The following is a 24,436-nucleotide window of genomic DNA, read 5'->3' as shown; positions in this document are numbered from 1 at the left end:
TGTTGTTGTAGTGGTTGAACGTCACGGGTCAGGGAAAACGACAGCTGACCTCGGCCTTGTCGTAGCCCAGGCTGTCCATCTCATTTGAGGGGTGCAGGAAACCGTCCTGGGGCGAAGTGCTGACCAGCGCCCGAGGTTGCACGATGGGAATGGGCTGGCGCAGTTGACCGTTCCACGCGCGATAACTGAGCTTGCGGCCCTTGAACCCGTCCAGGGGCAATTGATCACTGATTTGCAGCTGACGGATCGCCATGGGGTCGGCTTCGCGCAGTTTGCTCACGGCGCTGGCGATGCTGCGCACGGCGATCCAGGCGGCGAAGTCACGGTCGTTCATCCAGCGCCCGGCCATGGCTTCGAAGCGCTTTTGCAATTGCGCAGCGCCGTAGGTTTCCACGGTTTTGTGCCAGCCCACCGGGGTCAAGCCCTGTGTCCCGGCCACCGGGCGCGGGTACCAGGTCTGGTAGGGCACGTATTCACCAAAGTCGCCGCGCTCATCGGCCACCAGCACCACGTCGTACTCGGCGGTCTGGGTGAACAGCGGCATGTCGGCCTGGGCGCTGCGGCGTTGATCGTTGTCGAAACTCCAGGCTTTCTCCGCCACCAGTTTCAGCCCGAAGCGCTTGGTGGCGCGCCGCAGGGCTGCGGCATAGGCTTGATCGTCGGCGGTCGGGCCAACGATCAGCAAGGCCCGCTGCCATTTGCGCACCACCAGAAATTGCGCCAGTGCGTCCGCCAACATCGCCCGGCTGGGCAGACTGTGCAGCACGTTCGCCAGGCAGTCGGTAGTGCGCAAGCTGTCATCGGCACTGCCGGCATTGAACAACAGACTGTCGGGCAGGGCCGCACTGAGTTGGCGCAGGCTGTCCACCGGAGCGTTCACTACAAACAACCGCAGGCCTTGCTGGTGTTGCGCCTTGGCCGCGTCGAGCAAGGCTTGCGGGCTGTCGGCACTGGCGTCGACCAGGGTGTAGCCCTGGTTCAGAAAGCGCCCGGTGCTGTTGCTGTCGGTGATCGCCAGTTCAGCGCCACGCAGGCCGGTATCGACCGGCTCGGGAATGATGTTCGACAGCAGTGGACCCGGGTCGGGGCGGTAGCCCAAATAGCCGATACGCACCTGCAATGGCGCCTCGGCGGCCCGGCTCTGGGCGCACGGCAGCGCGCTGCAGGCGATCGCCAGCAGGCAGGTCAGGGCGTAGGGGGCTAGCTGGCGCATGGTGCACTCCGTTCCAGGTAGCGCCAGCATAGGAACCCGACGGGGGATAAGAAATATGCAGAAAGTACCAGTCAGCCAGTACCAAGGTAGTAACTCCACCTGCGCGGCGCGGTTTTAGCATGGGTTACACCCGCCACGACCTCTGGAGGCGCTCGGCGATGCGGATTTTCAAGGCGTTACTGTTGCCGTTTCTTCTGATCCTGAGCCTGATCGGCGTGGATAAACTGCATGCCCCGCGCCCTGCGCCGCTGGCCGCTTTCCCCTCGATGCAGGGACGCTAGGCATGTCGGCGCTCTGGCGAATCAACCTGTGGGTCTGCGGATTTTTCAGCCTGGTGACGCTGGCATGCGCAGGCTTGCTGCTGCATCAGGCGCTGGCGGATGTGGAGCGTGAACTGCAATCGGCCCAGGCCGTGGTCGAGTATCTGGCTGAAAGCGCCGAGCGCGACCCGGCCAGCCTGCAGCCTAGGCTCACCAGCAGCTTGCGGCATGTACGGGTGCACTGGCTGGAGCGCGGCGCAGCTCCACACCAGGGGCCTGAACACGGCCTGGATGCCTGGCTTGGCCGCCTGCTGTTCGCCCAGGCGCGGCACCCCGAGCGGGTGGTGGATTTGCAGGATGGTCGACGGGCGCAGATTGCCGTCGACCCGCGGGACGAGATCGAGGAGGTCTGGGATTCCCTGCAGCAACTCCTGGTTCTATGTGGCCTCGCGCTGGGCCTGAGCCTGTTGACTATTCGCTGGGCGGTGGGGCGGGGCATGGGCGTGCTTGATCAGTTGCTGCTGGCACTGCGACAAGTCTCGGCTGGCCAGCTCAGGGTGCGCCTGGTCGCCGAGGGTAGTGCCGAAGCGCGGCAACTGGCGACGCATTTCAACCAGATGGCCCAGGCGCTGGAGCAGGCTTGCGCCGAGAATACCGAACTGACCCGGACCTTGCTCGCGGTGCAGGAACAGGAACGCACGCATCTGGCGCAGACCCTGCACGACGACCTCGGCCAGTACCTGGCGGGAATCCGCGCCCAGGCCTGTCTGCTGCGCTGGGTAGCGGACCAGCCGCAGGCGGTGGAGCGCACCGTGCGCGAGCTGGAACACAACTGCGAGCACCTGCAGCAAGGCTTTCGCGCCTTGGTGCAGGACCTTTACCCAGTGGTGCTGCAGCACTTGCCCCTTGAGCAGGCCCTGGCGTTGCTGGTGGAGCAGTGGCAGGCGCGCCAGGGCATCGAATGCCAGCTGCGGGTCAGCCAGCAGATGCCAGCGTTGTCCGCGGCGAGTAAGACCCATCTGTATCGACTGTTGCAGGAAGCGCTCACCAACATCGTGCGCCATGCCGACGCCAGCCGGGTGCGGATCCGCCTGCAGCACCAGGGCGCACGTTTGCGTCTGCTGGTGCGCGACAACGGGCGTGGGGCCATGCAGCCGCAGCAACCGGGTGTCGGCTTGTACTCGATGTTCGAACGCGCCCGCAGCCTGGGCGGCGAGCTGCGCATCATCAGCCATCCCGGTGCCGGTTGGGCGCTGGCCTTAAACATGCCATTGGAGGTGTGATGAATATTCTGCTGGTCGATGACCATGCCGTGGTCCGCCAGGGTTACGCCAGTCTGCTGCGGGCGCTGTTACCAGCGCTGCAGGTGCGGGAAGCGGCCACTGGCGAGGAGGCCTTGGTTCGTGTGCAGGAAGCGGTGCCGAACCTGGTCATCATGGATTTCGGTCTGCCGGGCATCAGCGGCCTGGAGACCACCCGCCGCCTGCGCCAGCGCCTGCCGCAATTGCGCGTGCTGTTTTTCAGCATGCACGATGAATTGCCGCTGGTGCGCCAGGCGCTCGACGCGGGCGCATCGGGTTACCTGACCAAAAGCTCGGCACCCGAGGTGTTGATCGAGGCCGTACGGCGCATCCTTGCCGGGCACGCCTACATCGAGCAACCCTTGGCCACGCAACTGGCCTGCCATCCGCAACACGACGCCAGCGACCCGCGCCTGCAGAGCATGACCCAGCGCGAGCTGGAGATTTTTGTGATGCTTGCCAAGGGCACTCCGGCCCGGGTGATTGCCGAGCAGTTGAGCATCAGCGCCAAGACCGTGTCCAATCACCTGACCTTGCTCAAGAGCAAACTGCAGGTCAGTTCCCATGCCGAGCTGGTGCACTTGGGCATTGATATGGGGGTGGTGCGCAAGGCGGGGTAACAGAACACGCCCATTCCACACCCTGGGAGCCGGTTTGTGGGAGCAAGGCTTGCCCGCGATGACGGTGGAACATCCGCAATTGATGTGACTGAAACACCGCCATCGCGGGCAAGCCTTGCTCCCACAGGGGAGTGTGATCAATTCATTTATTCCACGTCGTTGGACACCCCGAACACCCCTCCATATTCGCATCCTGGAAATTGGCATAGTGCTGCCGCGATCCGCTGAGGTTGGCCTGCTCAAGATTGCTTTCACCGAATTTCGCCTCCTGCAGGTTGGCATCGGCCAGGTTCGCGCCCTTGAGGTCGGCCTTGCTCAGCCAGGTCATCTCCAGGTCTGCGGCGCGCAGGTTGGCATTGTGCAGCCTGGCCCCGGAAAGGCGGGCGAATTGCAGGTAAGCGCCGCCGAGGTCGGCATCCTTGAATTGCGCACCCTGGGCAAACATGCCCCAGCCCTGGATCGCCACCAGCGTAGCGCCAGTCAAATCCGCCAGGCGCAGGTTGCTCTGTTGCAAGCTGGCACGGGTCAGGTTGGCGCCTTGCAGCTGGGCTTTTTCCAGGTTGGCGAGGTCCAGGCGCGCGTGACGCAGGTCGGCTCCGCGCAGGTCGGCGCCGCTGAGGTTCATGTTGCGCAGGTCCTGATTGCTCAGGTTCGCACCCTGGAGATTGGCACCAGGGCACTGGCTGTGATCGGCGATGGTGCAGCCGTTGATGATGAGTGGGGAGTCGTCGTCGGCGAAAGCCGGGGTAGCGCTTAGCAGTAACAACAGGGGCAGGTACTTCATGGCGGGATCCTCTTCAAATGGGAGGGTGCTATCGCCAGCAAGCAGGCTCCTACAGAGGCAGCGGTGTCGCGGAAATTGAAAACAACGCGCTCTTTGTAGGAGCCGGCTTGCCGGCGATAGGGGTATCAGCGTTTCGCGGTCTGGTTATCCCAACTCGGAATCTTGAACACCCAGAATGAGCCGCCCTGAGCCACCGGCTTGGTCAGCTCGGCCATGTCGCCGCCCCACAACGGCACCGCGCCGCCGTAACCCACGGTCACGCCGATGTACTGCTCGCCATCCTGCTCCCAGGTGATCGGCGGCGAGACGATGCCGCTGCCGGTCTGGAACTTCCACAGTTCCTTGCCGGTTTTGGCATCGAACGCCTTGAAGAAACCGTCACCGGTACCGGTAAACACCAGGTTGCCCTTGGTCGCCAGCACGCCGGCCCACAATGGCAAGGCTTCCTTGTGTTCCCACACCACCTTGCCGGTGGTCGGGTTCATGGCGCGCAGGCTGCCGACGTGATCGTCGTACATGCGCTTGATCCGGAACCCCATCCCCAGATACGCCGAGCCTTTCTTGTAGCTGACCTCCTCGGTCCAGTACTCCTCTTTCCACTGATTGCCCGGGATATAAAACAGCCCGGTGTCCTGGCTGTAGGCCATGGGGTTCCAGTTCTTGCCGCCAAGGAATGGCGGCGAGACTTCCACCGGTTTGCCCTTGGTCTCACCCGGCAGCGGTTTGGCCGGTCGCTGACCTGCGTTTTCCACCGGTCGCCCGGTCTTGAGGTCGATGTGACTGGCCCAGGTGATGTTGTCGACGAAGGGGAAGGCGTTCTGCAATTTGCCGTTGTTGCGATCGACCACATAGAAGAAGCCGTTGCGGTCGGCGTGGCCGGTGGCCTTGACCGTCTTGCCGTCCTTGTCCTTGTAGTCGAACAGCACCAGCTCGTTGTTGCCGGAAAAATCCCAGGCGTCGTTCGGGGTGTGCTGGTAGAACCATTTCACTTCCCCGGTGCTCGGGTCGACGCCGACCTGGCCAGAGGTATAGAGGCTGTCGTAATCGTGGGGGTTGCCGTCCTTGGGCGTCCGCGCCCAGGTGTTCCAGGGGCCCGGGTTACCGGCGCCGACGATGATGGTGTTGGTTTCCGGGTCAAAGCTCGCACTCTGCCACGGCGCGCCGCCACCATGGCTCCACGCCTCGACCTTACCGGTTTCAGTGGTCGGGTCATTGGGCCAGGAGGGTGCCTTGACGTCGCCGGTGGGCGTGCTGTCCTTGCCATTCAGGCGACCCATGTGGCCTTCGACGAAAGGCCGCATCCAGACTTCTTCACCGGTGTCCGGGTCGCGGGCGAACAGTTGCCCGACCACGCCAAATTCGTCGCCGGAGCTGCCGTGGATCAGCAGCACCTTGCCGCTGGCCTTGTCCTTGATCAGCACTGGCGCGCCAGTCATGGTGTAACCAGCGGCATGGTCGCCGAATTTCTTGTTCCAGATGACTTTGCCGGTGTTCTTGTCCAGGGCGATCAGCCGCGCATCGAGGGTGCCAAAGTAGATCTTGTCGCCGAAGATCGCAGCACCGCGATTGACCACGTCACAGCACGGACGAATGTTGTCCGGCAGGCGATGGTTATAAGTCCACAGGCGTTTGCCGGTCTTGGCATCCAGGGCGAAGACCCGTGAATAGGAACCGGTGACATAGACCACGCCGTCACTGACGATGGCCTGGGATTCCTGGCCGCGCTGCTTCTCGTCCCCGAATGAATAGGACCACGCCGGCGTCAGCTTGAACACGTTCTGGTCGTTGACCTGGGCCAGTGGGCTCCAGCGCTGGGCGTTGGTGCCCATGCCGTACTGCAGCACGTCCTTGGTGGTCAGGTGATCGTTGGCAATGTCCTCCCACGAAACGTTGCGGGTCGGCGCGGCAGGCGCGGTGGCGGCATGGCTGGCAGCGCTCAACGACAGGCTGCTCACCAGCACGAAGGCCTGCACGGCAAGGGTCAGGGGGGAAAGGGCGGGTAGCGATCTTATTGTCATGGTTGCAGTTCCCAGTGGAGGTTTTGGCCTGCACAGGGTGCTGCGCACGGTGGGGCGGCGGATACGGAAAAAGTCCCGCTGAGGCCGGGAAAACTTCCCAAACGGCAGCTGATTTGGGAGTGCGCCACAAGCCCTACTACCAAGGGACTAGAAGGCGGCCACCAAAGCAGCATGGGGCTCTCGCCGGGTGCTTCCTAAGATGGTTGCCATAGCCTCTGTGAAGAGGTCTTGCGTGCAATCCTGAGGGCATAACAATGACAACAAAACGCAACGCCTTGCTTGTTGCCGGACTGCTGGCCGGTTTTATCAGCGCGGGTTCCGCCTGGGCCCACGGCAACGTCGTCCCCCAAGCCGTCGAAACCCAGGGGCTGACCCCGATCAAGGACGCTGGCGTGCCGCTTGATGCCGATGGCTGGGCTGCCGTGAACCCCTATCGATCCTCGCCGCAGCACGACAAGGCGGTGGAAATCGGCTCGTCGGCCTACAACCAGAACTGCGCCGCCTGTCATGGCCTGGAGGCCAAGTCTGGAGGGATTGCCCCGGATTTGCGCATGCTCGACGTCGGTGATGCCGGTGATGAATGGTTCGTCGAGCGGGTCCGCCACGGTGCCGTGCGTGACGGGCGGGTGTACATGCCGAAGATGGCCGATTACCTGAGCCAGGAAGCCTTGTGGGCGGTGCGCACTTACCTGGATTCGGTACACGTCGAGGAGTAATGCATGCGCCTGTTCACGCTGTTGATCAGTGCGCTGCTGCTGTGCTGCCAGACTGTCCAGGCGCAGGTGCGCACCTATGACGAAATGATCGCTGCCGGGGAGCTGAAAGTGGCGGTCTACAAGGATTTCGCCCCCTACAGTTTCCAGGAGGCCGGTCAGCCCAGGGGGGTCGATGTCGACCTCGCCACGGCGCTGGCCAAGGCACTTGGAGTGCAGCTGACCCTGATCTGGGCGCCGGCGGGAGAAAAGCTCGACGATGACTTGCGCGACTACATCTGGCGCGCCAGCCAGTTGCACGACCTGCAACTGGCTGACCTGATGATGCGCGTGCCCTACGACCAGGATTACGCGCGCAAGCGCAACGAGCTGGGCGAACTGGAAAACAGCCATGTGGTGATGTTCGGACCCTACCAGAATGAGCAATGGCAGGTCGCCTACGACCGCCGGCGCCTGGACAAGGTCGCCAGTGTCGCGGTGTTCGAGCATCACCCGATCGGCGTTGAGGTGGACAGCGTGCCGTCGTTCTACCTGACCTCGGTGTTCAACGGCATGCTCGCCGGCAAGACCCACCACTATCCCGGCGTGCCCCAGGCCTTTGCCGCAATGAAGGCGGGCGAAGTCGACGCGGTGATGGCCATGCGCGGCGAGATCGACTGGCAAGTCCACGAAGCCGCCGATCCCCAGGTCGCGCTGGCGGAAAATGCCTACCCCAACATGGGCAAGCAACTCTGGGAGATCGGCATGGCCGTGCACGAGAGCAATCGACAGCTTGCCTACGCGGTCGAAGAGGCGCTGGAAGGGTTGATTCGCGATGGCTCGGTCAAGGCGCTGTATGCCCGGTACGGCCTGCGTTATGACGTGCCAGAGATGTATCAGCAGTGAACTGGCGAGCGAACTGTCTCCTGGCCTGCTGGTTGCCCATTGCCGCCCACGCTGCGGCCATTGAGCCGGGTAAAGACCCGGTGCCGTCGGTGATGTGGGCTTTTTACCACAAGCAAATGCTCGGCGATGCGCCGTTCGTATTCGATGACCGGGTAAAACTGCTGGCGCCGCCGTTCGCCGAAGACGCCCGCCAGGTGCCGGTGGAAATCGACGCCCGGGCCTTCAAGGGTGAGGTGGTGAAAATCCTCGCCTGGGCCGAACTGAATCCGCTGCCGAAGATCGTCGACTTCCAGCCGGTGAGTGGGGTATTGCCCTGGCTGTCGCTGCGGATCCGCGTCGAACAGGCCACCCCGTTGCGCGCGGCAGTGCTGACCCGTGACGGCCTGTGGCATGTCGGCTCGACCCTGATCGACGCGGCGGGTGGCGGCTGTACCGCGCCCAGCGTGGTGCGTACACAGCCCGGTTGGGAGGAGCACATCGGCGAAGTACTCGGCGGTCGCTACCCGCGCGGCGAATTCAGTCGCCTGCGTCTGCAGGTGGCGCACCCGATGGACAACGGCATGGTCAGTGGCATCCCGGTGTTTTTCATCAATCATGCCGAGTTGCGTGATCGCAATGACCAGGTAATGGCTCGCCTGGAACTGTTTCCTGCGGTCAGCGAGAACCCCAACCTGACCTTCGACATCGAAGCGCCAGGACCGACCCGCCTGTTATTGCGCGACAACAGCGGCAATGAATTTGCTGCGGCCATTCCCTGACCCCAAGGAGCGCCTGATGCGCTGGATGTTGTTGCTGTTGCTCGGCATGAGCCTGCCGGCCCTGGCCGACCTTGAATACTCGCTCAAGCCCAGGCTCATCGCCGAAGACACCTGGCTGCTGGAAGGCAGCACCGACAACTTCGCCAAGGCCAACGGCGGCAACATCGTCAACACCGCGTTCATCGTCACCGAACGCGGCGTGGTGGTGATCGATACCGGGCCCTCCAGGCGTTATGGCGAAGCGCTGCGCAAGGCAATCGCCGCGACCACCGACAAACCAGTGATAGCGGTGCTGCTGACGCATCACCATCCCGACCACGTACTCGGCAACCAGGCATTCACCGACGTGCCGATTGCCGCACTGGCGGGCACCACCGAGTTGCTGCGCGAGCAAGGCGATGCCATGGCCGAGAACATGTATCGGCTGGTGGGCGACTGGATGCGCGGCACCGAAGTGATACTGCCGACCCGGACACTGGAATCGGGCGAGCACAGTTTTGGGAATCACGATTTACGCGTGCTGAGCCTGGGTGGGCACACCGGCGCGGATCTGGCTATTCTCGACCAGAAAACCGGCCTGCTGTTTGCCGGGGACCTGGTGTTTTATCAACGGGCACTGACCACGCCCAACAGCCCTGGGCTGGCGGTGTGGCTGGCCGACATCGCCACGCTTGAAGGCCTGCCCTGGACGCTGATCGTGCCCGGCCATGGTCCGGTGGCGACTGACGCCAGGCCCTTCGAACAGATGCGTGACTACCTGGGCTGGCTCGACCAGCTGATGCGCGACGGGGCGGCCAATGGCAGTGATATGGCGGAGATGATCCGCAGCCCGATTCCCGAGCGGTTTGCTGCAATCAGTCTGAGCCGGTACGAGCTGATTCGCAGCGTCAGTCATTTGTATCCGCGGTATGAGCGGGCGCAGATGACCCGAGTCGATTCCACCGCAGATAACTGACTCACACCGATCCCCTGTAGGAGCGAGCCTGCTCGCGATGAACCCGAGAACACCCAGGGGCGTCAGGTTTCCAGCGTTATCGTTGACCACCATCGCGAGCAGGCTCGCTCCTACAGGGGATCGCTGGTGGTCGGCATCCGACCCTGTACCAAGGAACTAGAAAACTCCACATTGCGAGCAATTGTTGTCCGGGCGCTGGCGACCAAGAATCTGCACCACATCGGGAAATATTCCCGGGTATAACAAAAACCGCAGAGGCAGCCGTCATGACCCAACCCGCACGTCGCCAACCCTTCGTCTTGAGCCTGTTGCTCAGCGCCATGCTGCTGTCCGGCCAGGCGCTGGCGGCCGTCACCGACCAGGAAATTCTCCAGGATCCCAAGAACCCGGAGCAGATCGTCACCAATGGTTTGGGCGTCCAGGGTCAACGCTACAGTCCGCTCGACACGCTCAACGTCGGTAACATCAAGGACCTGCGGCCAGTCTGGGCATTTTCCTTTGGCGGCGAGAAGCAGCGGGGCCAGCAAGCGCAGCCGATGATCAAGGACGGTGTGATGTACATGACCGGCTCCTACTCGCGAGTGTTCGCGGTGGACGCGCGCACCGGCAAGAAACTCTGGCAATACGACGCGCGCCTGCCCGATGACATCCGGCCTTGCTGCGACGTAATCAACCGCGGCGTTGCCCTGTACGGCGACCTCGTGTTCTTCGGCACCCTCGACGCCAAGCTGGTGGCCCTGAACAAGGACACCGGCAAAGTGGTCTGGAGCAAGAAAGTCGCCGACCACAAGGAAGGCTACTCGATCAGCGCCGCACCCATGGTGATCAACGGCAAATTGATCACCGGGGTGGCCGGTGGCGAGTTCGGCGTGGTCGGCAAGATTGAAGCCTACGACCCGAAAAACGGTGATCTGCTGTGGACGCGTCCCACGGTCGAAGGCCACATGGGCTATGTGTACAAGGACGGCAAGGCCGTTGAAAACGGCATCTCCGGTGGCGAGGCGGGCAAGACCTGGCCAGGCGACCTGTGGAAGACCGGCGGCGCGGCGCCCTGGCTCGGCGGCTATTACGACCCGGAAACCAACCTGCTACTGTTCGGCACCGGCAACCCGGCGCCATGGAACTCGCACCTGCGCCCTGGCGATAACCTGTACTCGTCCTCGCGCCTGGCGCTGAACCCGGATGACGGCACCATCAAATGGCACTTCCAGAGCACGCCCCACGATGGCTGGGACTACGATGGCGTGAACGAGTTGATCTCGTTCAACTACACCGAGGGCGGCAAGGAAATCAAAGCCGCCGCCACCGCGGATCGCAATGGTTTCTTTTACGTGCTGGACCGCACCAACGGCAAATTCATCCGCGGCTTCCCGTTCGTCGACAAGATCACCTGGGCCACCGGCCTGGATAAGGACGGTCGGCCGATCTACAACGAAGCCAGCCGCCCGGGTGCTCCTGGTTCCGAGGCCAAGGGCAGCTCGGTGTTTGTCGCGCCGGCGTTCCTCGGGGCGAAGAACTGGATGCCGATGGCCTACAGCAAGGACACCGGGCTGTTCTACGTGCCGTCCAACGAGTGGGGGATGGACATCTGGAACGAGGGTATTGCCTACAAGAAAGGCGCAGCCTTCCTCGGTGCCGGGTTCACCATCAAACCATTGAACGAAGACTACATCGGCGTGCTGCGTGCGATCGACCCGAAGACTGGCAAGGAAGTCTGGCGCCACAAGAACTTCGCGCCACTGTGGGGCGGGGTGCTGACCACCAAGGGCAACCTGGTTTTCACCGGCACACCGGAAGGTTTCCTGCAGGCGTTTAATGCCAGGACCGGTGAGAAAGTCTGGGAATTCCAGACCGGCTCCGGCGTACTCGGCTCACCTGTGACCTGGGAAATGGACGGCGAGCAATACGTCTCGGTGCTGTCCGGCTGGGGTGGCGCGGTGCCGCTGTGGGGCGGCGAAGTGGCCAAGCGCGTGAAGGATTTCAACCAGGGCGGGATGCTGTGGACGTTCAAGCTGCCTAAAGACCTGGTCGTGGCTAAACACTAATCCAGGTTCACCACATACCCCCTGTGGGAGCGGGCTTGCTCGCGAAAGCGGTTTGTCAGTCGCCATTAATATCGACTGACCCTCCGCCTTCGCGAGCAAGCCCGCTCCCACAGAGATTTTCACCACATTGGGATTTGTGGGCAAACCTACTACCAAATAACGAGAGCCCCCCTGCCAACGGCGCATTCGTCTAGTGGCCGGGGCTCTCTACTATCGGTTCATCGCCTGTTTGCCCGACAGGCATCGACCCAGACAGAGGCCCACCATGATCTACGCACAACCTGGCACACCCGGCGCCGTCGTTTCCTTCAAGCCGCGCTACGGCAACTTCATCGGCGGCGAGTTCGTCGCCCCGGTCAATGGCGAGTACTTCACCAACAGCTCGCCCGTCACCGGCGAAGTGATCGGCGAATTCCCGCGCTCCAGCGCCGCTGACATCGAAAAAGCGCTCGACGCGGCACACGCTGCAGCGGATGCCTGGGGCAAGACCTCGGCGCAGGATCGCTCGCTGGTGCTGTTGAAAATCGCCGATCGTATTGAACAGAACCTGGAAATCCTCGCCGTTACCGAAACCTGGGACAACGGCAAGGCCGTGCGTGAAACGCTCAACGCTGACGTGCCGCTGGCCGCCGACCACTTTCGCTATTTTGCCGGCTGCATCCGCGCCCAGGAAGGCGGTGCCGCCGAGATCAACGAGCTGACCACCGCCTATCATTTTCACGAGCCACTCGGGGTGGTCGGGCAGATCATTCCGTGGAACTTCCCGCTGCTGATGGCCGCCTGGAAACTCGCCCCGGCCCTGGCTGCCGGCAACTGCGTGGTACTCAAGCCGGCCGAGCAGACCCCGCTGTCGATCATGGTGTTCGCCGAACTGATCGCCGACCTGTTGCCGCCTGGCGTGCTGAACATCGTCCAGGGTTTCGGCCGCGAAGCGGGTGAGGCCCTCGCTACCAGCAAGCGCATCGCCAAGATTGCGTTCACCGGCTCCACCCCGGTGGGCGCGCACATCATGCATTGCGCTGCCGAGAACATCATTCCCAGTACCGTTGAGCTGGGCGGCAAGTCGCCGAACATCTTCTTCGAAGACATCATGAATGCCGAGCCGCAGTTCATTGAAAAAGCCGCCGAAGGCCTGGTGCTGGCGTTCTTCAATCAGGGCGAAGTATGCACCTGTCCTTCCCGGGCGCTGGTGCAGGAATCGATCTACGACGACTTCATGAAAGTGGTGATGCAGAAGATCGTCAAGATCAAGCGCGGCAATCCGCTGGACACCGAGACCATGGTCGGCGCCCAGGCTTCCGAGCAGCAGTACGACAAGATTCTCTCCTATCTGAAAATCGCCCAGGAGGAGGGCGCGCAGCTGCTCACTGGCGGCGCGGCCGAGCGTCTTGAAGGTGACCTGTCGACGGGTTACTACATCCAGCCGACCCTGCTCAAGGGGCATAACAAGATGCGCGTGTTCCAGGAAGAAATCTTCGGCCCGGTGGTGGGAATCACCACCTTCAAGGACGAAGCTGAAGCCCTGGCCATCGCCAACGACAGCGAATTCGGCCTCGGTGCCGGCCTGTGGACCCGCGACATCAATCGTGCCTATCGAATGGGCCGGGCGATCAAGGCCGGACGCGTGTGGACCAACTGCTACCACCTGTACCCGGCGCATGCGGCTTTTGGCGGTTACAAGAAGTCCGGAGTAGGGCGCGAGAATCACAAAATGATGCTCGACCATTACCAGCAGACCAAGAACCTGCTGGTGAGCTACGACATCAACCCGCTGGGGTTCTTCTAACCACGACCTCACCGACTATCCCTGTGGGAGCGGGCTTGCTCGCGAAGGCGCCGGTTCAGTCGACAACAATGTTGACTGACATGCCCCATTCGCGAGCAAGCCCGCTCCCACATTGGTTTCTGCGCAACACCCCCGACCAACGCACCCCGCCATCTCCTTCGAAAGTAGCATTCGGTCACCTCTCACCCCGTGCATTAATGGCTTTACCGGAATTGCCCGGCACAAGAAGAGGATTGATCCATGTGGCATAAACCCGCGTTTACCGATCTGCGCATTGGCTTCGAAGTGACGATGTATTTCGCCAACCGTTGATTGTTCACCCGGCCAGCCGTCGTGTTGGCCGGGTTTATCGCGAGAAGGCTCACTCCTACAGTTCTGTAGGAGTGAGCCTGCTCGCGATCGGGCCCGGCCAGACACTACAGAGCCCCAGGATGACCCCAATGACTGACACCCCGATGACCCCCGCCGAATTCGAAGCCGCGCTGCACGCCAAAGGCGCCTACTACCACATCCACCATCCCTTCCACCAAGCCATGTATGCCGGCCGTGCCAGCCGCGAACAGATTCAGGGCTGGGTCGCCAATCGGTTTTACTATCAGGTGAACATCCCCCTCAAGGATGCGGCGATTCTCGCCAACTGCCCCGATCGTGAAGTGCGGCGTGAGTGGCTGCAACGCATCCTCGACCACGACGGCGTGCCCGGCAGCGAAGGTGGCATAGAAGCCTGGCTGCGTCTTGGCGAAGCTGTCGGGCTCGATCGCCAGCAGATGCTCTCCCAGGAACTGGTGCTCCCTGGCGTGCGGTTCGCCGTGGACGCCTACGTCAACTTCGCCCGGCGCGCCTGCTGGCAGGAAGCGGCCAGCAGCTCCCTGACCGAGTTGTTCGCACCACAGATCCACCAATCCCGCCTCGACGCCTGGCCCAGTCATTACCCCTGGATCGACAGTGCCGGCTACGACTACTTCCGCACCCGCCTGGGCCAGGCGCGCCGGGATGTCGAGCATGGCCTGCGCATCACCCTGGCGTTCTACGACACCCTGGAGGGCCAGCAGCGCATGCTGGAAATCCTCCAGTTCAAGCTGGACGTACTGTGGAGCATGCTCGACGCCATGAGCATGGCCTATGAACTGCAGCGCCCGCCGTACCACACAGTCACCGCGCAGAAGGTCTGGCACCGGGGAATTGCCTTGTGAGCACCATCAAGCCGCAACCCGGCCCCCCCCTGTGGCTGCTGGCAGAGCTGACCTATCGCTGCCCATTGCAGTGCCCTTACTGCTCCAATCCGCTGGATTTTGCCCAACAGGGTGCGGAGCTGAGTACCGAGGAGTGGATTCGCGTGTTCCGCGAAGCGCGGGAGATGGGCGCGGCGCAGTTGGGGTTTTCCGGGGGCGAGCCACTGGTGAGGCAGGACCTGGCCGAGTTGATCAAGGCCGCTCGCGACATGGGTTATTACACCAATCTGATCACTTCGGGCATTGGCCTGACCGAGCAGAAGGTACGTGATTTCAAAGTGGCCGGGCTGGACCACATCCAGATCAGTTTTCAGGCGGCCGACGAGGCGGTCAACAATATGCTCGCCGGCTCGCGCAAGGCCTTCGCGCAGAAGTTGGCCATGGCCCGGGCGGTGAAAGCCCAGGGTTACCCGATGGTGCTGAATTTTGTCACCCATCGGCACAACATCGACCGCATCGACCGGATCATCGAATTGTGCCTGGAGCTGGAAGCGGACTTCGTCGAGTTGGCCACCTGCCAATTCTACGGTTGGGCCGAGCTTAACCGAGTCGGCCTGTTACCCACTCGCGAACAGCTGCAGCGCGCCGAGCGCATCACCAACCAGTACCGCGAGCGTCTGGAGGCCGAAGGTTATCCCTGCAAGCTGATCTTCGTCACCCCTGACTACTATGAAGAACGCCCCAAGACCTGCATGAACGGCTGGGCCAACCTGTTTCTCGACATCACCCCGGACGGCACCGCGCTGCCGTGTCACAGCGCCAGGCAATTGCCCGTGGCGTTCCCCAATGTGCGCGAACACAGCATCGAGCATATCTGGACCGACTCGTTTGGCTTCAACCGCTTTCGTGGCGACGACTGGATGAAAGAGCCGTGCCGCTCCTGTGATGAAAAGCACAAGGACCTGGGCGGGTGTCGATGCCAGGCGTTCATGCTCACCGGCGATGCCGAGAATGCCGACCCGGTGTGCAGCAAGTCGGCGCACCACGGCGTCATCCTCAAGGCGCGCGAAGAAGCGCACGCGCCGGGGCGTGGCATGGAGCACCTGACGCTGCGCAACGAAAAAGCGTCGCGCCTGATCTACCGCGGATAACCGCCATGCACACATCCCTTGTAGGAGCCCGGCTTGCCGGCGATGGCGGCCGCAATGGCAACGTACGACTCGCGGACCTCATCGCTGGCAAGCCAGCTCCTACAAGAGATCGTCGGCGGATGTGAAATCCGGGCGGCCTACCCATTGGTCTGATTGCATTCACCGCCGGATGGGTTAGTGTGGCTTTACCTTTCAAAACAATAAAAAACAGGCTTTCCAATGAGCCAGAGTCTCAGCCAGCTGCGTAAATTCGTTTCGCCTGAAATCATCTTCGGCGCCGGTTGCCGGCACAACGTCGGCAACTATGCCAAGACCTTTGGTGCGCGCAAGGTTCTGGTGGTCAGCGACCCCGGAGTGATCGCCGCCGGGTGGGTGGCCGACGTCGAGGCCAGCCTGCAGGCCCAGGGCATCGATTACTTTCTCTACAGTGATGTGTCGCCCAACCCGCGGGTTGAGGAAGTCATGCTCGGTGCCGAGCTGTACCGGGAGAACCACTGCGATGTGATCGTCGCCGTAGGCGGCGGCAGCCCGATGGATTGCGGCAAGGGCATCGGCATCGTCGTCGCCCATGGCCGCAGCATCCTCGAGTTCGAAGGGGTAGACACCATTCGCGTGCCGAGCCCGCCGCTGATCCTGATTCCGACCACCGCCGGCACCTCGGCGGATGTCTCGCAATTCGTGATTATTTCCAATCAGCAGGAGCGCATGAAGTTCTCCATCGTCAGCAAGGCGGTGGTGCCGGACGTGTCGCTGATCGACCCGGAAACCACCCTGAGCATGGACCCGTTCCTGTCGGCCTGTACCGGCATCGATGCCCTGGTGCACGCGATCGAGGCCTTCGTATCGACCGGTCACGGACCCTTGACCGATCCCCATGCGCTGGAAGCCATGCGCCTGATCAACGGCAACCTGGTGCAGATGATCGCCAACCCGACGGACATTGCCCTGCGCGAGAAGATCATGCTTGGCAGCATGCAGGCCGGGCTGGCGTTTTCCAACGCGATCCTCGGCGCGGTGCACGCGATGTCCCACAGCCTTGGCGGCTTCCTTGACCTGCCCCATGGCCTGTGCAATGCGGTGCTGGTGGAACACGTGGTGGCGTTCAACTACAGCTCGGCACCCGAGCGCTTCAAGGTCATCGCCGAGACCTTTGGCATCGACTGCCGCGGGCTCAATCACCGGCAGATTTGCGGGCGTCTGGTGGAACACCTGATTGCACTGAAACACGCCATCGGCTTCCACGAAACCCTCGGCCTGCACGGCGTGCGCACCGCTGACATTCCGTTTCTCTCGCAGCACGCCATGGACGACCCGTGCATCCTGACCAACCCGCGTGAGTCCAGTCAGCGGGATGTCGAGGTCGTCTATGGCGAAGCCCTCTGACGAGCAGCAACGGGCGCTGGCCGGCCTGCTGGGATTAGGCAGCCACTCGGCGCGCAAGAGTCATTATCCGGAACTGGCGGCGCGCCTCGACGAGTTGGAGGCTGAACGCAATCGCTACAAATGGCTGTTTGAAAATGCCGTGCACGGGATCTTCCAGGCCAGCCTGCTCGAAGGCATGCGCGCGGCCAATCCGGCACTGGCGCGCATGCTCGGTTACCAGGACCCGCAGGAGGTGTTGTTCTCGCTGGCGGACCTGGCGAGCAACCTGTTCGTCGGCGGTGCGCAGGAGCTGGCCAACATCGGCGAGATGCTCAGGCACCAGGGCAGCCTGCACGGCTATGAAACTCAGCTACGGCGCAAGGACGGCAGCAGCCTCGACGTGCTGATGAACCTGTTGCTCAAGCCTGATCAGGAAGGTTTGGTGGAAGGTTTCGTCGCCGACATCACCGAGCGCAAATTGGCCCAGGAGCACCTGCAACAGCTCAACGACCAACTGGAACAACGGGTCAAGGCGCGCACCGACGAATTGCTTGTAGCCCGGGACGCCGCCGAGGCCGCCAATCGCAGCAAGGACAAGTACCTCGCCGCCGCCAGCCATGACCTGCTGCAACCGCTCAATGCTGCGCGCCTGCTGATCTCGACCCTGCGCGAGCGCAAGTTGCCCGAGATCGAACAGGTGCTGGTGGAACGCACCCACCAGGCACTGGAAGGGGCGGAAGACCTGCTCACGGACTTGCTGGATATCTCGCGGCTGGACCAGGCCGCAGTCAAGCCGGACGTTGCGCTGTATCGGCTGGACGAGCTGCTCGGGCCGCTGGTGTCGGAGTTCCAGTCCGTGGCCGAGGCAGACGGCCTGCACCTGCGCGTACACATGGGTGACTACGCGATCCGCACCGACTTGCGCCTGATGACGCGCATCTTGCGTAACTTCCTCAGCAACGCCTGCCGCTATACCGACCGGGGCAGCATCCTCCTGGCGGCGCGGCGCCGGGGCGAAATGTTGAGCCTGGAAGTGTGGGACACCGGGCGCGGGATTGCGCCGGACCGCCTGGATTCGATTTTCCTCGAGTTCAACCAGCTGGACGTCGGCCGCGCAGCCGACCGCAAGGGCGTCGGGTTGGGGCTGGCGATCGTCGAGCGCATTGCGAAGATTCTCGAGTACCGCGTGCAGGTTCATTCGCTGCCGGGGCGCGGTTCCAGATTCAGCATCGAGGTGCCAATGTCCCGGGAGGTGCCGCTGCCCATCAGTCTGGCGGCGCCGCAACCGGGCACCGGTAATCCGCTGCCGGGACGGCGTTTGCTGGTGCTGGACAATGAGGTCAGCATCCTCGAAAGCATGCGCGCGTTGCTCGGCCAGTGGGGCTGCGAAGTGGTGACGGCCACCGACCAGGCCTCGGCGTTGAACGCATTGGCCGGGCAGGCGCCCGAGCTGATCCTGGCGGATTATCATTTGGACCATGGGGTGGTGGGCTGTGAAGTGGTCAGGCACTTGCGCGAGCATTTTGCCCAGGCGATCCCTGCCGTGATCATCACAGCCGATCGCACCGATCAGTGCCGGCGCTCACTGCAACGCCTCGGCGCGCCGCTGCTGAATAAACCGGTCAAACCTGGCAAGTTGCGCGCGGTGCTCAGTCAGTTGCTGGGCTAGGGCAGCGGGCGATACTGCAGGCTCAATCCCAGCTCGGCGGATTGCCCTTGCTCCAGCAGGCGTAAGCCAGGTCGTCCAGGTAGGTGATGGGCGTTGACCGGATGGCTCACCGGTTCAATACAGAAAAATCCCAGGCCAACCGGGCAGTACAGCAGGTAATAATCGCTGCCGCTGGCTTCACACTGCAGTTCGTAGCCGAGGTCCGGTTGCTGGATCAGGCACTGGCCGTCCCATTGGCAGAAACCGTTGTCGACCAGGGTGTCTGGCAGGGATTTGAGATGCCGGAAATCCCATTCGGATGGAATCGAGTCGAGTCGGGTCGGCAGTTTCGCGGCGTTGCACAGCCAGACCTGACTGGCTGCTGCCTGCAGACGGGTGTTGGCGCTACGTGGCAGATAGGGGTGCAGTCCCAGGCCGTGCCAGGCGGAATTTTTGTCCAGGTGAGTGACCTGCAGCTCGATGCTCAATCGGCCTTCGCTCAGGTGCAAGCGTTGTCGGGCGCGATAGGTGAAGGGGGTGCTGCAGTCGAGTTGCAGAACCACTTCGTTATCTGTCCGGGAAACTACCTGCCATGCCTGTTGCCAGGCGCTGCCGTGGATGGGCAGTGGGTCGGTGAGGCTGTTGGGCGTCAGTGCGAGCCAGCCGTCGGGGCAGTCGAAACCGCCTTCGGCGATGCGGTTGGACCAGGGCACCAGCGGGAAACAACCGAGCTTGCCCGGCAGGCCGGTGTGCAGTGCTTGCGCGTCGCTGTGGCGCAGCAGCGGCTGGCCGGTGCTGCGCACGCTCCAGTTGACGATGCTGCCGCCGAGTTCGGGGGCGAGGGTGAGGTGGGTGAGTTGGTCTTTGAGTTCGAGCAGTGTTGGTGTCATGTTCGCCCGCTATGTAGATCATTGATTGGAATGCGGTGGGCCACTGTGTAGGAGCCTGCTTGCTGGCGATGGCGGCACCGAAATCGCCATCGCCGGCAAGCCGGCTCCTACATGGGCTGGGGCGGCCTTGAGGTCGCCATCGCCGGCAAGGGCAGCATTTGCGGTTTACAACACCAAATGCGGCAACCAAAGCGACAATGCAGGAACGTAAGTCACCAACATCAACACCAGGAACAGCACGCCGTAGAACGGCAGCAGTGCCTTCACGGTTTTCTCGATACTGACTTTACCCACCGCAGACCCCACAAACAGTACCGCGCCCACCGGCGGTGTGATCAATCCGATCCCCAGGTTCACCAGCATGATCATGCCGAACTGCACCGGGTCCACGCCGATGCCCAGGATCACCGGCATCAGGATCGGCGTCAGGATCAGGATCAGCGGCGCCATGTCCATCACGGTGCCCAGCAGCAGCAACATCACGTTGATGCACATCAGGATCACGTAGCGATTATCCGACAGGGTCAGGAACATCGTGGTGATCTTCGCCGGGATCTGCATCAGGGTCATGATGTAGCCGAAGCTGGCGGCGAAGCCAATCAGGATCATCACGATCGAAATGGTCCGTACCGTGCGATGCATCAGCTTGGGCAGCTCGCTCCACTTGTAGTCGCGGTAGATGAACATGGTCACGAAGAACGACCACAGCACCGCAATCGCCGCCGACTCGGTGGCCGTGAAGATGCCCGACAGGATACCGCCGAGAATGATCACCATGGCCATCAGGCCCCACATCGCTTCGCCGCAGATCTTCAGCGCCTGGCGCAGCGGGATGACTTCGCCCTTGGGGTAGTTGCGCTTTTTCGCGAAAATCAGGCACAGCACCATCAGGCACGCGCTCATCAACAGGCCCGGCACCACGCCGGCCATGAACAGCGAGGCGATCGAAACCGTGCCGCCGGCTGCCAGCGAGTAGAGCACCGAGTTATGGCTGGGCGGGGTCAGCAGCGCCTGCACCGAACCGCTGACGGTCACGGCAGTGGCAAATTCCCGCGGATAACCACGGCGTTCCATTTCCGGGATCAGCACCGAACCGACCGATGCGGTGTCCGCTACCGAAGAGCCGGAGATGGCGCCGAAGAAGGTCGAGGCCATGATGTTGACCAGCGACAGGCCGCCGCGCACGAACCCCACCAGCACCCCGGCAAACGCTACCAACCGGCGGGACATGCCACCTTCGGCCATGATCGCGCCGGCGAGGACGAAGAACGGAATCGCCAGCAGGGAAAATTTGTTCACCCCACCGGCGACCTGGATCATCAGGGCCTGGAACGGGATGTCGATCCACCATGCACCGATCAGGGCTGACAGACCCAGGGCATACGCGACCGGCATGCCGATCAGGATCAGTGCGATAAAGCTGCCAAGCAGAATCAGAGCGTCCATTTATGCGGCACCTTCACTTTCTTCAACCAGGTCGAAACGCACGACCCGACGGTTGCTCTGGTCACCGAGCAAGAGTTTTTCCAGGACAAAAATCAGCGTCAGCAAACCGCCCACGGGGATTGGCATGTACGTGATGCCCACGCGCAAGGTGGGCATGGCGCTCATGAACTGGTTCCAGGTGGACATGCACAGCTTGGTGCCCCAGATGGTCATGAACAGGCAGATGGTCGCCATCAGCAGTTGCGAGAAAATACTCATGGCCCTGCGCACTTCAGGTGTCATGCGGTCGGTGAGCATCGCCACCGCCATGTGTGCGCCGGCGCGGTAGCTGGCGGCGGCGCCGATGAAGGTGAAGACCATCATCAGCAGAATTGCCGTAGGCTCGGGCCAGCTGGAGCCGGTGCCAAGGATGTAGCGGGCGAACACGCCCCAGGGAATGATCAGTGAGATGGCCAGGACCGACAGTCCAGCGACCCAGATGCAGGTCATGTAGATCTTGTCGTTGATGCGCAGCAGTAGATTCTTCATCGGGTTTCACCGTAACCGGGCGGGCGCTGACGTACACAGACGTCAGCGGCGCCGGCCTTTCATGGGTGCCAGGGTGGGGTTATTGAACCGCTTCGATTCGCTTTATCAGGTCGGCGTAGGGCGCGCCGTATTTTTCGCGGACCGAGGCGGTGGCCTCGTAGAAAGGTTTCTTGTCGACGGTGATGAACTCGACGCCAGCGGCCTTGAGTTTTTCTTCACTGCTGGCGGACTTCGCATCCCACAGGGTGCGTTCCTGGGCCTGGGCGGCCTTGGCGGTTTTCTTCACCAGCACTTGCTGCTCGGGGGTGAGCTTGTCCCAGGTGATTTTCGACATCACGATAGGTTCTGGCAGGATCAGGTGGCCGGTGAGGCTGTAGAACTTGGCGTTCTGGTAGTGGTTGTGTTCGAGCAGGGTCGGCGGATTGTTCTCCGCGCCATCGATCACCCCGGTCTGCAGGGCGCTGAAGATTTCCCCGGTATCCATCGCAATGCCGTTGCCGCCCATGGCGTTGATGGTTTCGATGAACATCGGATTGCCTTGCACGCGAATCTTCATGCCTTTGAGGTCTGCAAGGCTGCGCACCGGTTTCTTGGTGTAGATATTGCGCGTGCCGCCGTCCATCCATGCGAGGGCAACCAGACCGAACTCGGAGTCGGTGATCTTGGCGAGGATCTCATCGCCCACCTCACCGTCGATAACTTTACGCATGTGCGCCTGGTCGCGGAACACGAAGGGCATGTTGAACACGTTCACGTCAGGCACCACCGGGCCGACGATGCCGAGGCTGACCCGGGCCATCTGGATCGCGCCAACCTGGGCCTGTTCGACCACTTCCTTTTCCGAGCCGAGTACACCACCGGCAAACATCTTGAAGGTCAGCTTGCCGTCACTGTCGGCCACCAGGGTTTTGCCCAGCTGTTCTTCTGCGACGACGGTGGGGTAACCGGCCGGGTGGATGTCGGCAAACTTGATTTCCAGTGCCTGGGCGGCACTGCTGAGGGTGAAAGCCAGCGGGAGTGCAGCGGCGAGCAAGGTGCGTTTGAAGTCCATGGGGCGATTCTCCAGTCTTGTTGTTTTTTTTATTCAAGGCACAGCAGAGGTGGTTACAGCGAGTGATTGAATTGCGTTTCCGGCAAGCCCTGGACGCCCGGTCTGAGCGCGAACACTCCGCCGGCCAGGGACTGTGGGTCCTGATCGTCCCCGGGGCGGATCGAGGTCACGAACAGCGTGTCCAGTCGACTGCCGCCGAAGGCGCACATGCTCGGTTTTTTCACCGGCACCGCCAGGGAGCGATCCAGGCGGCCATCGGGGGTGAAACGATGAATCAGCCCGGCGTCATTGGCGCAGATCCAGTAGCAGCCCTCGGCATCTACCGCCGCACCATCCGGACGTCCCTCGTACTGGTTCATGTCGACGAACAACCGGCGGTTGGATGGGGTGCCGCTGTCGATGTCGTAGTCGAAGGCCCAGATTTGCTGGACCAGCGGGTGTGAATCGGAAAGGTACAGGGTGCGGCCGTCCGGGCTGAAACCCAGGCCATTGGGCACGATGAGGCCGTCCAGCGTGGCCTCGATAGGGCCCGTTTGCTCGGCGCTGTAGCGATAAAGGCTGCCGTTGGCGGCATTGGCGCCCATGTTCAGCACCATGCTGCCGGCCCAGAACCGGCCCTGGCGATCGCAGCGCCCGTCATTAAGGCGCATGTCCGCACGGGCATGCTCGACGTTGGCCAGCAGCTCGCTGTCCAGGCTGCCATCGCTGTGCGCTCGCAGCTGGTAGAAACCGTCTTCCATTCCGGCAACCCAGCTGCCGTCGCCTTGACGAGCGATGCAGGCGAGCATCTGCGGGGTTTTCCAGGCGTGCACGTGGCCGGTTTCAGCGCTCCAGCGTTGCAGGCCGCCGTTGGGGATATCCACCCAGTACAGGGCATTTTCCCCTGCGACCCATACCGGGCTTTCTCCAACGGCATTGCGGGCATCGACAATCAGTTCTGCGTGCATGGCCACTCATTCCCTTGGTTTTTGTTGTGGGGACTGTTGCAGGTCTCAGTCGCCGAACGGGCCAGCGGCGCAGAACGCCCCACCCTGGTAGATACGTGCCGGATCATCGGCGGCTGGTAGCGGTTGGGCTTCGACCTGGTCGCGGAATACTTCGGAGGTATCCTGCGCGACATAGCCAAGGCCCGCGGCGAGGCGGTTGTCCCACCACACCTCCTTGTTGTCGGACATGCCGTACACCACGGTGTGACCGACGTTGGGCGCAGTCAGCGCGCGTTCGAGCAGTTGGGTCAGGTCGCCGAAGCTCAGCCAGGTGCTCATCATCCGGCGGTTTTGCGGTACCGGGAACGAAGAGCCGATGCGGATGCTGACAGTCTCGATACCGTAGCGATCGAAGTAGAAAGTCGCCATGTCCTCGCCATAGGATTTGGACAGGCCGTAGTAGCTGTCGGGACGGCGCGGCGAGTGGGCGTCAAGGATCTCGCCCTGGCGGTAGAAGCCGATCACGTGGTTGGAGCTGGCGAAGATCACGCGCTTGACGCCATGCTTGCGTGCGGCTTCGTAGATGTGAAACACGCCGCAGATGTTGGCGCCGAGGATCTCCTCGAACGGACGCTCAACCGAGACCCCGCCGAAGTGCAGGATGGCATCCACGCCTTCGACCAGGCGGTCCACGGCTTGCTTGTCCGAAAGGTCACAGATGACGACTTCTTCGCGCTCATCCAGCGCCGGGGTGATATCGGCGATATCGGAAAGACGAATGACGTTGGCATAGGGCCGCATGCTTTCGCGCAGCACTTTGCCGAGGCCGCCCGCAGCGCCGGTGAGCAGCAGGCGGTTGAAAGGGGCTGTAGGGTGAGTAGTCATGGGAATCCCTGGACAAGCAGTCGTTATTGAATTTGTTGT

General features: G+C 62.4%; 23 protein-coding genes. 14 read left to right on the top strand and 9 right to left on the bottom strand.

The window, feature by feature from the left end:
• Positions 1–28: 28 nt before the first annotated feature.
• Positions 29–1,213, bottom strand: coding sequence for an ABC transporter substrate-binding protein (locus ORL50_RS21680; protein ID WP_266017899.1), 1,185 nt, complete (start codon positions 1,211–1,213; stop codon positions 29–31).
• A gap of 119 nt (positions 1,214–1,332) precedes the next feature.
• On the opposite strand from ORL50_RS21680, the gene ORL50_RS21675 reads away from it, so the two are divergent.
• The 3 genes from ORL50_RS21675 to ORL50_RS21665 are packed head-to-tail and all read left to right on the top strand — an operon-like array spanning position 1,333 to position 3,394.
• Entirely contained in the window at positions 1,333–1,494 is a 162-nt protein-coding gene (locus ORL50_RS21675; RefSeq protein ID WP_266018008.1) for a hypothetical protein, read from the top strand.
• Between the two features lie 2 nt (positions 1,495–1,496).
• On the top strand, positions 1,497–2,756 hold the full coding sequence (locus ORL50_RS21670; protein ID WP_266017898.1) for a sensor histidine kinase: 1,260 nt from the start codon (positions 1,497–1,499) through the stop codon (positions 2,754–2,756).
• Positions 2,756–3,394, top strand: a complete 639-nt coding sequence (locus ORL50_RS21665; protein WP_266017897.1) for a response regulator — start codon at positions 2,756–2,758, stop codon at positions 3,392–3,394. Before ORL50_RS21670 ends, ORL50_RS21665 begins: the two co-directional genes overlap by 1 nt.
• A gap of 142 nt (positions 3,395–3,536) precedes the next feature.
• Here ORL50_RS21665 and ORL50_RS21660 read toward each other — a convergent pair whose 3' ends face one another.
• Both ORL50_RS21660 and exaA read right to left on the bottom strand, forming a co-directional pair.
• A complete protein-coding gene (locus ORL50_RS21660; RefSeq protein WP_266017896.1) occupies positions 3,537–4,178 on the bottom strand; it encodes a pentapeptide repeat-containing protein in 642 nt (213 codons plus the stop codon).
• Between the two features lie 125 nt (positions 4,179–4,303).
• A complete protein-coding gene (gene exaA / locus ORL50_RS21655; protein WP_266017894.1) occupies positions 4,304–6,196 on the bottom strand; it encodes a quinoprotein ethanol dehydrogenase in 1,893 nt (630 codons plus the stop codon).
• A 254-nt stretch (positions 6,197–6,450) separates the two neighbouring features.
• Here exaA and pedF point away from each other — a divergent pair, with 254 nt between their 5' ends.
• From pedF to ORL50_RS21600, 11 genes are all read left to right on the top strand, one after another.
• The gene (gene pedF / locus ORL50_RS21650; RefSeq protein WP_266017893.1) at positions 6,451–6,912 is read left to right on the top strand and encodes a cytochrome c-550 PedF; all 462 of its coding nucleotides are present in this window, start codon (positions 6,451–6,453) and stop codon (positions 6,910–6,912) included.
• Between the two features lie 3 nt (positions 6,913–6,915).
• The gene (locus ORL50_RS21645; RefSeq protein WP_266017892.1) at positions 6,916–7,794 is read left to right on the top strand and encodes a substrate-binding periplasmic protein; all 879 of its coding nucleotides are present in this window, start codon (positions 6,916–6,918) and stop codon (positions 7,792–7,794) included.
• Positions 7,791–8,552 (top strand): quinoprotein dehydrogenase-associated SoxYZ-like carrier, encoded by a 762-nt coding sequence (locus ORL50_RS21640; protein WP_266017891.1) that lies wholly within the window; start codon positions 7,791–7,793, stop codon positions 8,550–8,552. The genes ORL50_RS21645 and ORL50_RS21640 overlap by 4 nt, the downstream gene beginning before the upstream one ends.
• Before the next feature lie 16 nt (positions 8,553–8,568).
• Positions 8,569–9,507: a quinoprotein relay system zinc metallohydrolase 1 gene (locus ORL50_RS21635; RefSeq protein ID WP_266017890.1), complete on the top strand. Its 939-nt coding sequence runs from the start codon at positions 8,569–8,571 to the stop codon at positions 9,505–9,507.
• 266 nt (positions 9,508–9,773) lie between these two features.
• Positions 9,774–11,552: a PQQ-dependent methanol/ethanol family dehydrogenase gene (locus ORL50_RS21630; protein ID WP_266017888.1), complete on the top strand. Its 1,779-nt coding sequence runs from the start codon at positions 9,774–9,776 to the stop codon at positions 11,550–11,552.
• A 265-nt stretch (positions 11,553–11,817) separates the two neighbouring features.
• Entirely contained in the window at positions 11,818–13,338 is a 1,521-nt protein-coding gene (gene exaC, locus ORL50_RS21625) for an acetaldehyde dehydrogenase ExaC (RefSeq protein ID WP_266017887.1), read from the top strand.
• A gap of 240 nt (positions 13,339–13,578) precedes the next feature.
• On the top strand, positions 13,579–13,650 hold the full coding sequence (gene pqqA, locus ORL50_RS21620) for a pyrroloquinoline quinone precursor peptide PqqA (RefSeq protein ID WP_081499480.1): 72 nt from the start codon (positions 13,579–13,581) through the stop codon (positions 13,648–13,650).
• Between the two features lie 128 nt (positions 13,651–13,778).
• Positions 13,779–14,531, top strand: a complete 753-nt coding sequence (pqqC, locus tag ORL50_RS21615) for a pyrroloquinoline-quinone synthase PqqC (RefSeq protein ID WP_266017886.1) — start codon at positions 13,779–13,781, stop codon at positions 14,529–14,531.
• Positions 14,528–15,661, top strand: coding sequence for a pyrroloquinoline quinone biosynthesis protein PqqE (gene pqqE / locus ORL50_RS21610; protein ID WP_266017885.1), 1,134 nt, complete (start codon positions 14,528–14,530; stop codon positions 15,659–15,661). Before pqqC ends, pqqE begins: the two co-directional genes overlap by 4 nt.
• A 219-nt stretch (positions 15,662–15,880) precedes the next feature.
• On the top strand, positions 15,881–17,044 hold the full coding sequence (gene ercA / locus ORL50_RS21605) for an alcohol dehydrogenase-like regulatory protein ErcA (RefSeq protein ID WP_266017883.1): 1,164 nt from the start codon (positions 15,881–15,883) through the stop codon (positions 17,042–17,044).
• Positions 17,028–18,692, top strand: a complete 1,665-nt coding sequence (locus tag ORL50_RS21600) for a PAS domain-containing hybrid sensor histidine kinase/response regulator (RefSeq protein WP_266017882.1) — start codon at positions 17,028–17,030, stop codon at positions 18,690–18,692. Before ercA ends, ORL50_RS21600 begins: the two co-directional genes overlap by 17 nt.
• Here the strand turns inward: ORL50_RS21600 and ORL50_RS21595 are convergent.
• From ORL50_RS21595 to ORL50_RS21570, 6 genes are all read right to left on the bottom strand, one after another.
• Positions 18,689–19,561: an aldose 1-epimerase gene (locus tag ORL50_RS21595; protein ID WP_266017881.1), complete on the bottom strand. Its 873-nt coding sequence runs from the start codon at positions 19,559–19,561 to the stop codon at positions 18,689–18,691. The genes ORL50_RS21600 and ORL50_RS21595 overlap by 4 nt on opposite strands.
• 165 nt (positions 19,562–19,726) lie before the next feature.
• Positions 19,727–21,007 (bottom strand): TRAP transporter large permease, encoded by a 1,281-nt coding sequence (locus ORL50_RS21590; protein WP_266017880.1) that lies wholly within the window; start codon positions 21,005–21,007, stop codon positions 19,727–19,729.
• A complete protein-coding gene (locus ORL50_RS21585; protein WP_266017879.1) occupies positions 21,008–21,535 on the bottom strand; it encodes a TRAP transporter small permease in 528 nt (175 codons plus the stop codon). It lies immediately after the preceding gene.
• Positions 21,536–21,614: 79 nt separating this feature from the next.
• Positions 21,615–22,586, bottom strand: coding sequence for a TRAP transporter substrate-binding protein (locus ORL50_RS21580; RefSeq protein ID WP_266017878.1), 972 nt, complete (start codon positions 22,584–22,586; stop codon positions 21,615–21,617).
• Between the two features lie 53 nt (positions 22,587–22,639).
• Entirely contained in the window at positions 22,640–23,533 is an 894-nt protein-coding gene (locus tag ORL50_RS21575; protein WP_266017877.1) for an SMP-30/gluconolactonase/LRE family protein, read from the bottom strand.
• A 45-nt stretch (positions 23,534–23,578) separates the two neighbouring features.
• Positions 23,579–24,397: an NAD-dependent epimerase/dehydratase family protein gene (locus ORL50_RS21570; RefSeq protein ID WP_266017876.1), complete on the bottom strand. Its 819-nt coding sequence runs from the start codon at positions 24,395–24,397 to the stop codon at positions 23,579–23,581.
• Between the last annotated feature and the right edge of the window lie 39 nt (positions 24,398–24,436).

Source organism: Pseudomonas sp. RIT-562 (genome assembly GCF_026241895.1).
Taxonomy (GTDB): domain Bacteria; phylum Pseudomonadota; class Gammaproteobacteria; order Pseudomonadales; family Pseudomonadaceae; genus Aquipseudomonas; species Aquipseudomonas mandelii_F.
This window is presented reverse-complemented; position numbering and strand designations above follow the sequence as displayed.

Bases quoted from the DNA above. Each gene is read 5' to 3' on its own strand.
- ORL50_RS21580 (WP_266017878.1), bottom strand. From the start codon at position 22,586: ATGGACTTCAAACGCACCTTGCTCGCCGCTGCACTCCCGCTGGCTTTC.
- ORL50_RS21660 (WP_266017896.1), bottom strand. From the start codon at position 4,178: ATGAAGTACCTGCCCCTGTTGTTACTGCTAAGCGCTACCCCGGCTTTC.
- ORL50_RS21585 (WP_266017879.1), bottom strand. From the start codon at position 21,535: ATGAAGAATCTACTGCTGCGCATCAACGACAAGATCTACATGACCTGC.
- ORL50_RS21575 (WP_266017877.1), bottom strand. From the start codon at position 23,533: ATGCACGCAGAACTGATTGTCGATGCCCGCAATGCCGTTGGAGAAAGC.
- pedF (WP_266017893.1), top strand. From the start codon at position 6,451: ATGACAACAAAACGCAACGCCTTGCTTGTTGCCGGACTGCTGGCCGGT.
- pqqC (WP_266017886.1), top strand. From the start codon at position 13,779: ATGACTGACACCCCGATGACCCCCGCCGAATTCGAAGCCGCGCTGCAC.
- ORL50_RS21630 (WP_266017888.1), top strand. From the start codon at position 9,774: ATGACCCAACCCGCACGTCGCCAACCCTTCGTCTTGAGCCTGTTGCTC.
- exaA (WP_266017894.1), bottom strand. From the start codon at position 6,196: ATGACAATAAGATCGCTACCCGCCCTTTCCCCCCTGACCCTTGCCGTG.
- ORL50_RS21670 (WP_266017898.1), top strand. From the start codon at position 1,497: ATGTCGGCGCTCTGGCGAATCAACCTGTGGGTCTGCGGATTTTTCAGC.
- ORL50_RS21680 (WP_266017899.1), bottom strand. From the start codon at position 1,213: ATGCGCCAGCTAGCCCCCTACGCCCTGACCTGCCTGCTGGCGATCGCC.
- ORL50_RS21635 (WP_266017890.1), top strand. From the start codon at position 8,569: ATGCGCTGGATGTTGTTGCTGTTGCTCGGCATGAGCCTGCCGGCCCTG.
- ORL50_RS21570 (WP_266017876.1), bottom strand. From the start codon at position 24,397: ATGACTACTCACCCTACAGCCCCTTTCAACCGCCTGCTGCTCACCGGC.
- ORL50_RS21645 (WP_266017892.1), top strand. From the start codon at position 6,916: ATGCGCCTGTTCACGCTGTTGATCAGTGCGCTGCTGCTGTGCTGCCAG.
- ercA (WP_266017883.1), top strand. From the start codon at position 15,881: ATGAGCCAGAGTCTCAGCCAGCTGCGTAAATTCGTTTCGCCTGAAATC.
- exaC (WP_266017887.1), top strand. From the start codon at position 11,818: ATGATCTACGCACAACCTGGCACACCCGGCGCCGTCGTTTCCTTCAAG.
- ORL50_RS21665 (WP_266017897.1), top strand. From the start codon at position 2,756: ATGAATATTCTGCTGGTCGATGACCATGCCGTGGTCCGCCAGGGTTAC.
- ORL50_RS21590 (WP_266017880.1), bottom strand. From the start codon at position 21,007: ATGGACGCTCTGATTCTGCTTGGCAGCTTTATCGCACTGATCCTGATC.
- ORL50_RS21600 (WP_266017882.1), top strand. From the start codon at position 17,028: ATGGCGAAGCCCTCTGACGAGCAGCAACGGGCGCTGGCCGGCCTGCTG.
- ORL50_RS21675 (WP_266018008.1), top strand. From the start codon at position 1,333: ATGGGTTACACCCGCCACGACCTCTGGAGGCGCTCGGCGATGCGGATT.
- ORL50_RS21595 (WP_266017881.1), bottom strand. From the start codon at position 19,561: ATGACACCAACACTGCTCGAACTCAAAGACCAACTCACCCACCTCACC.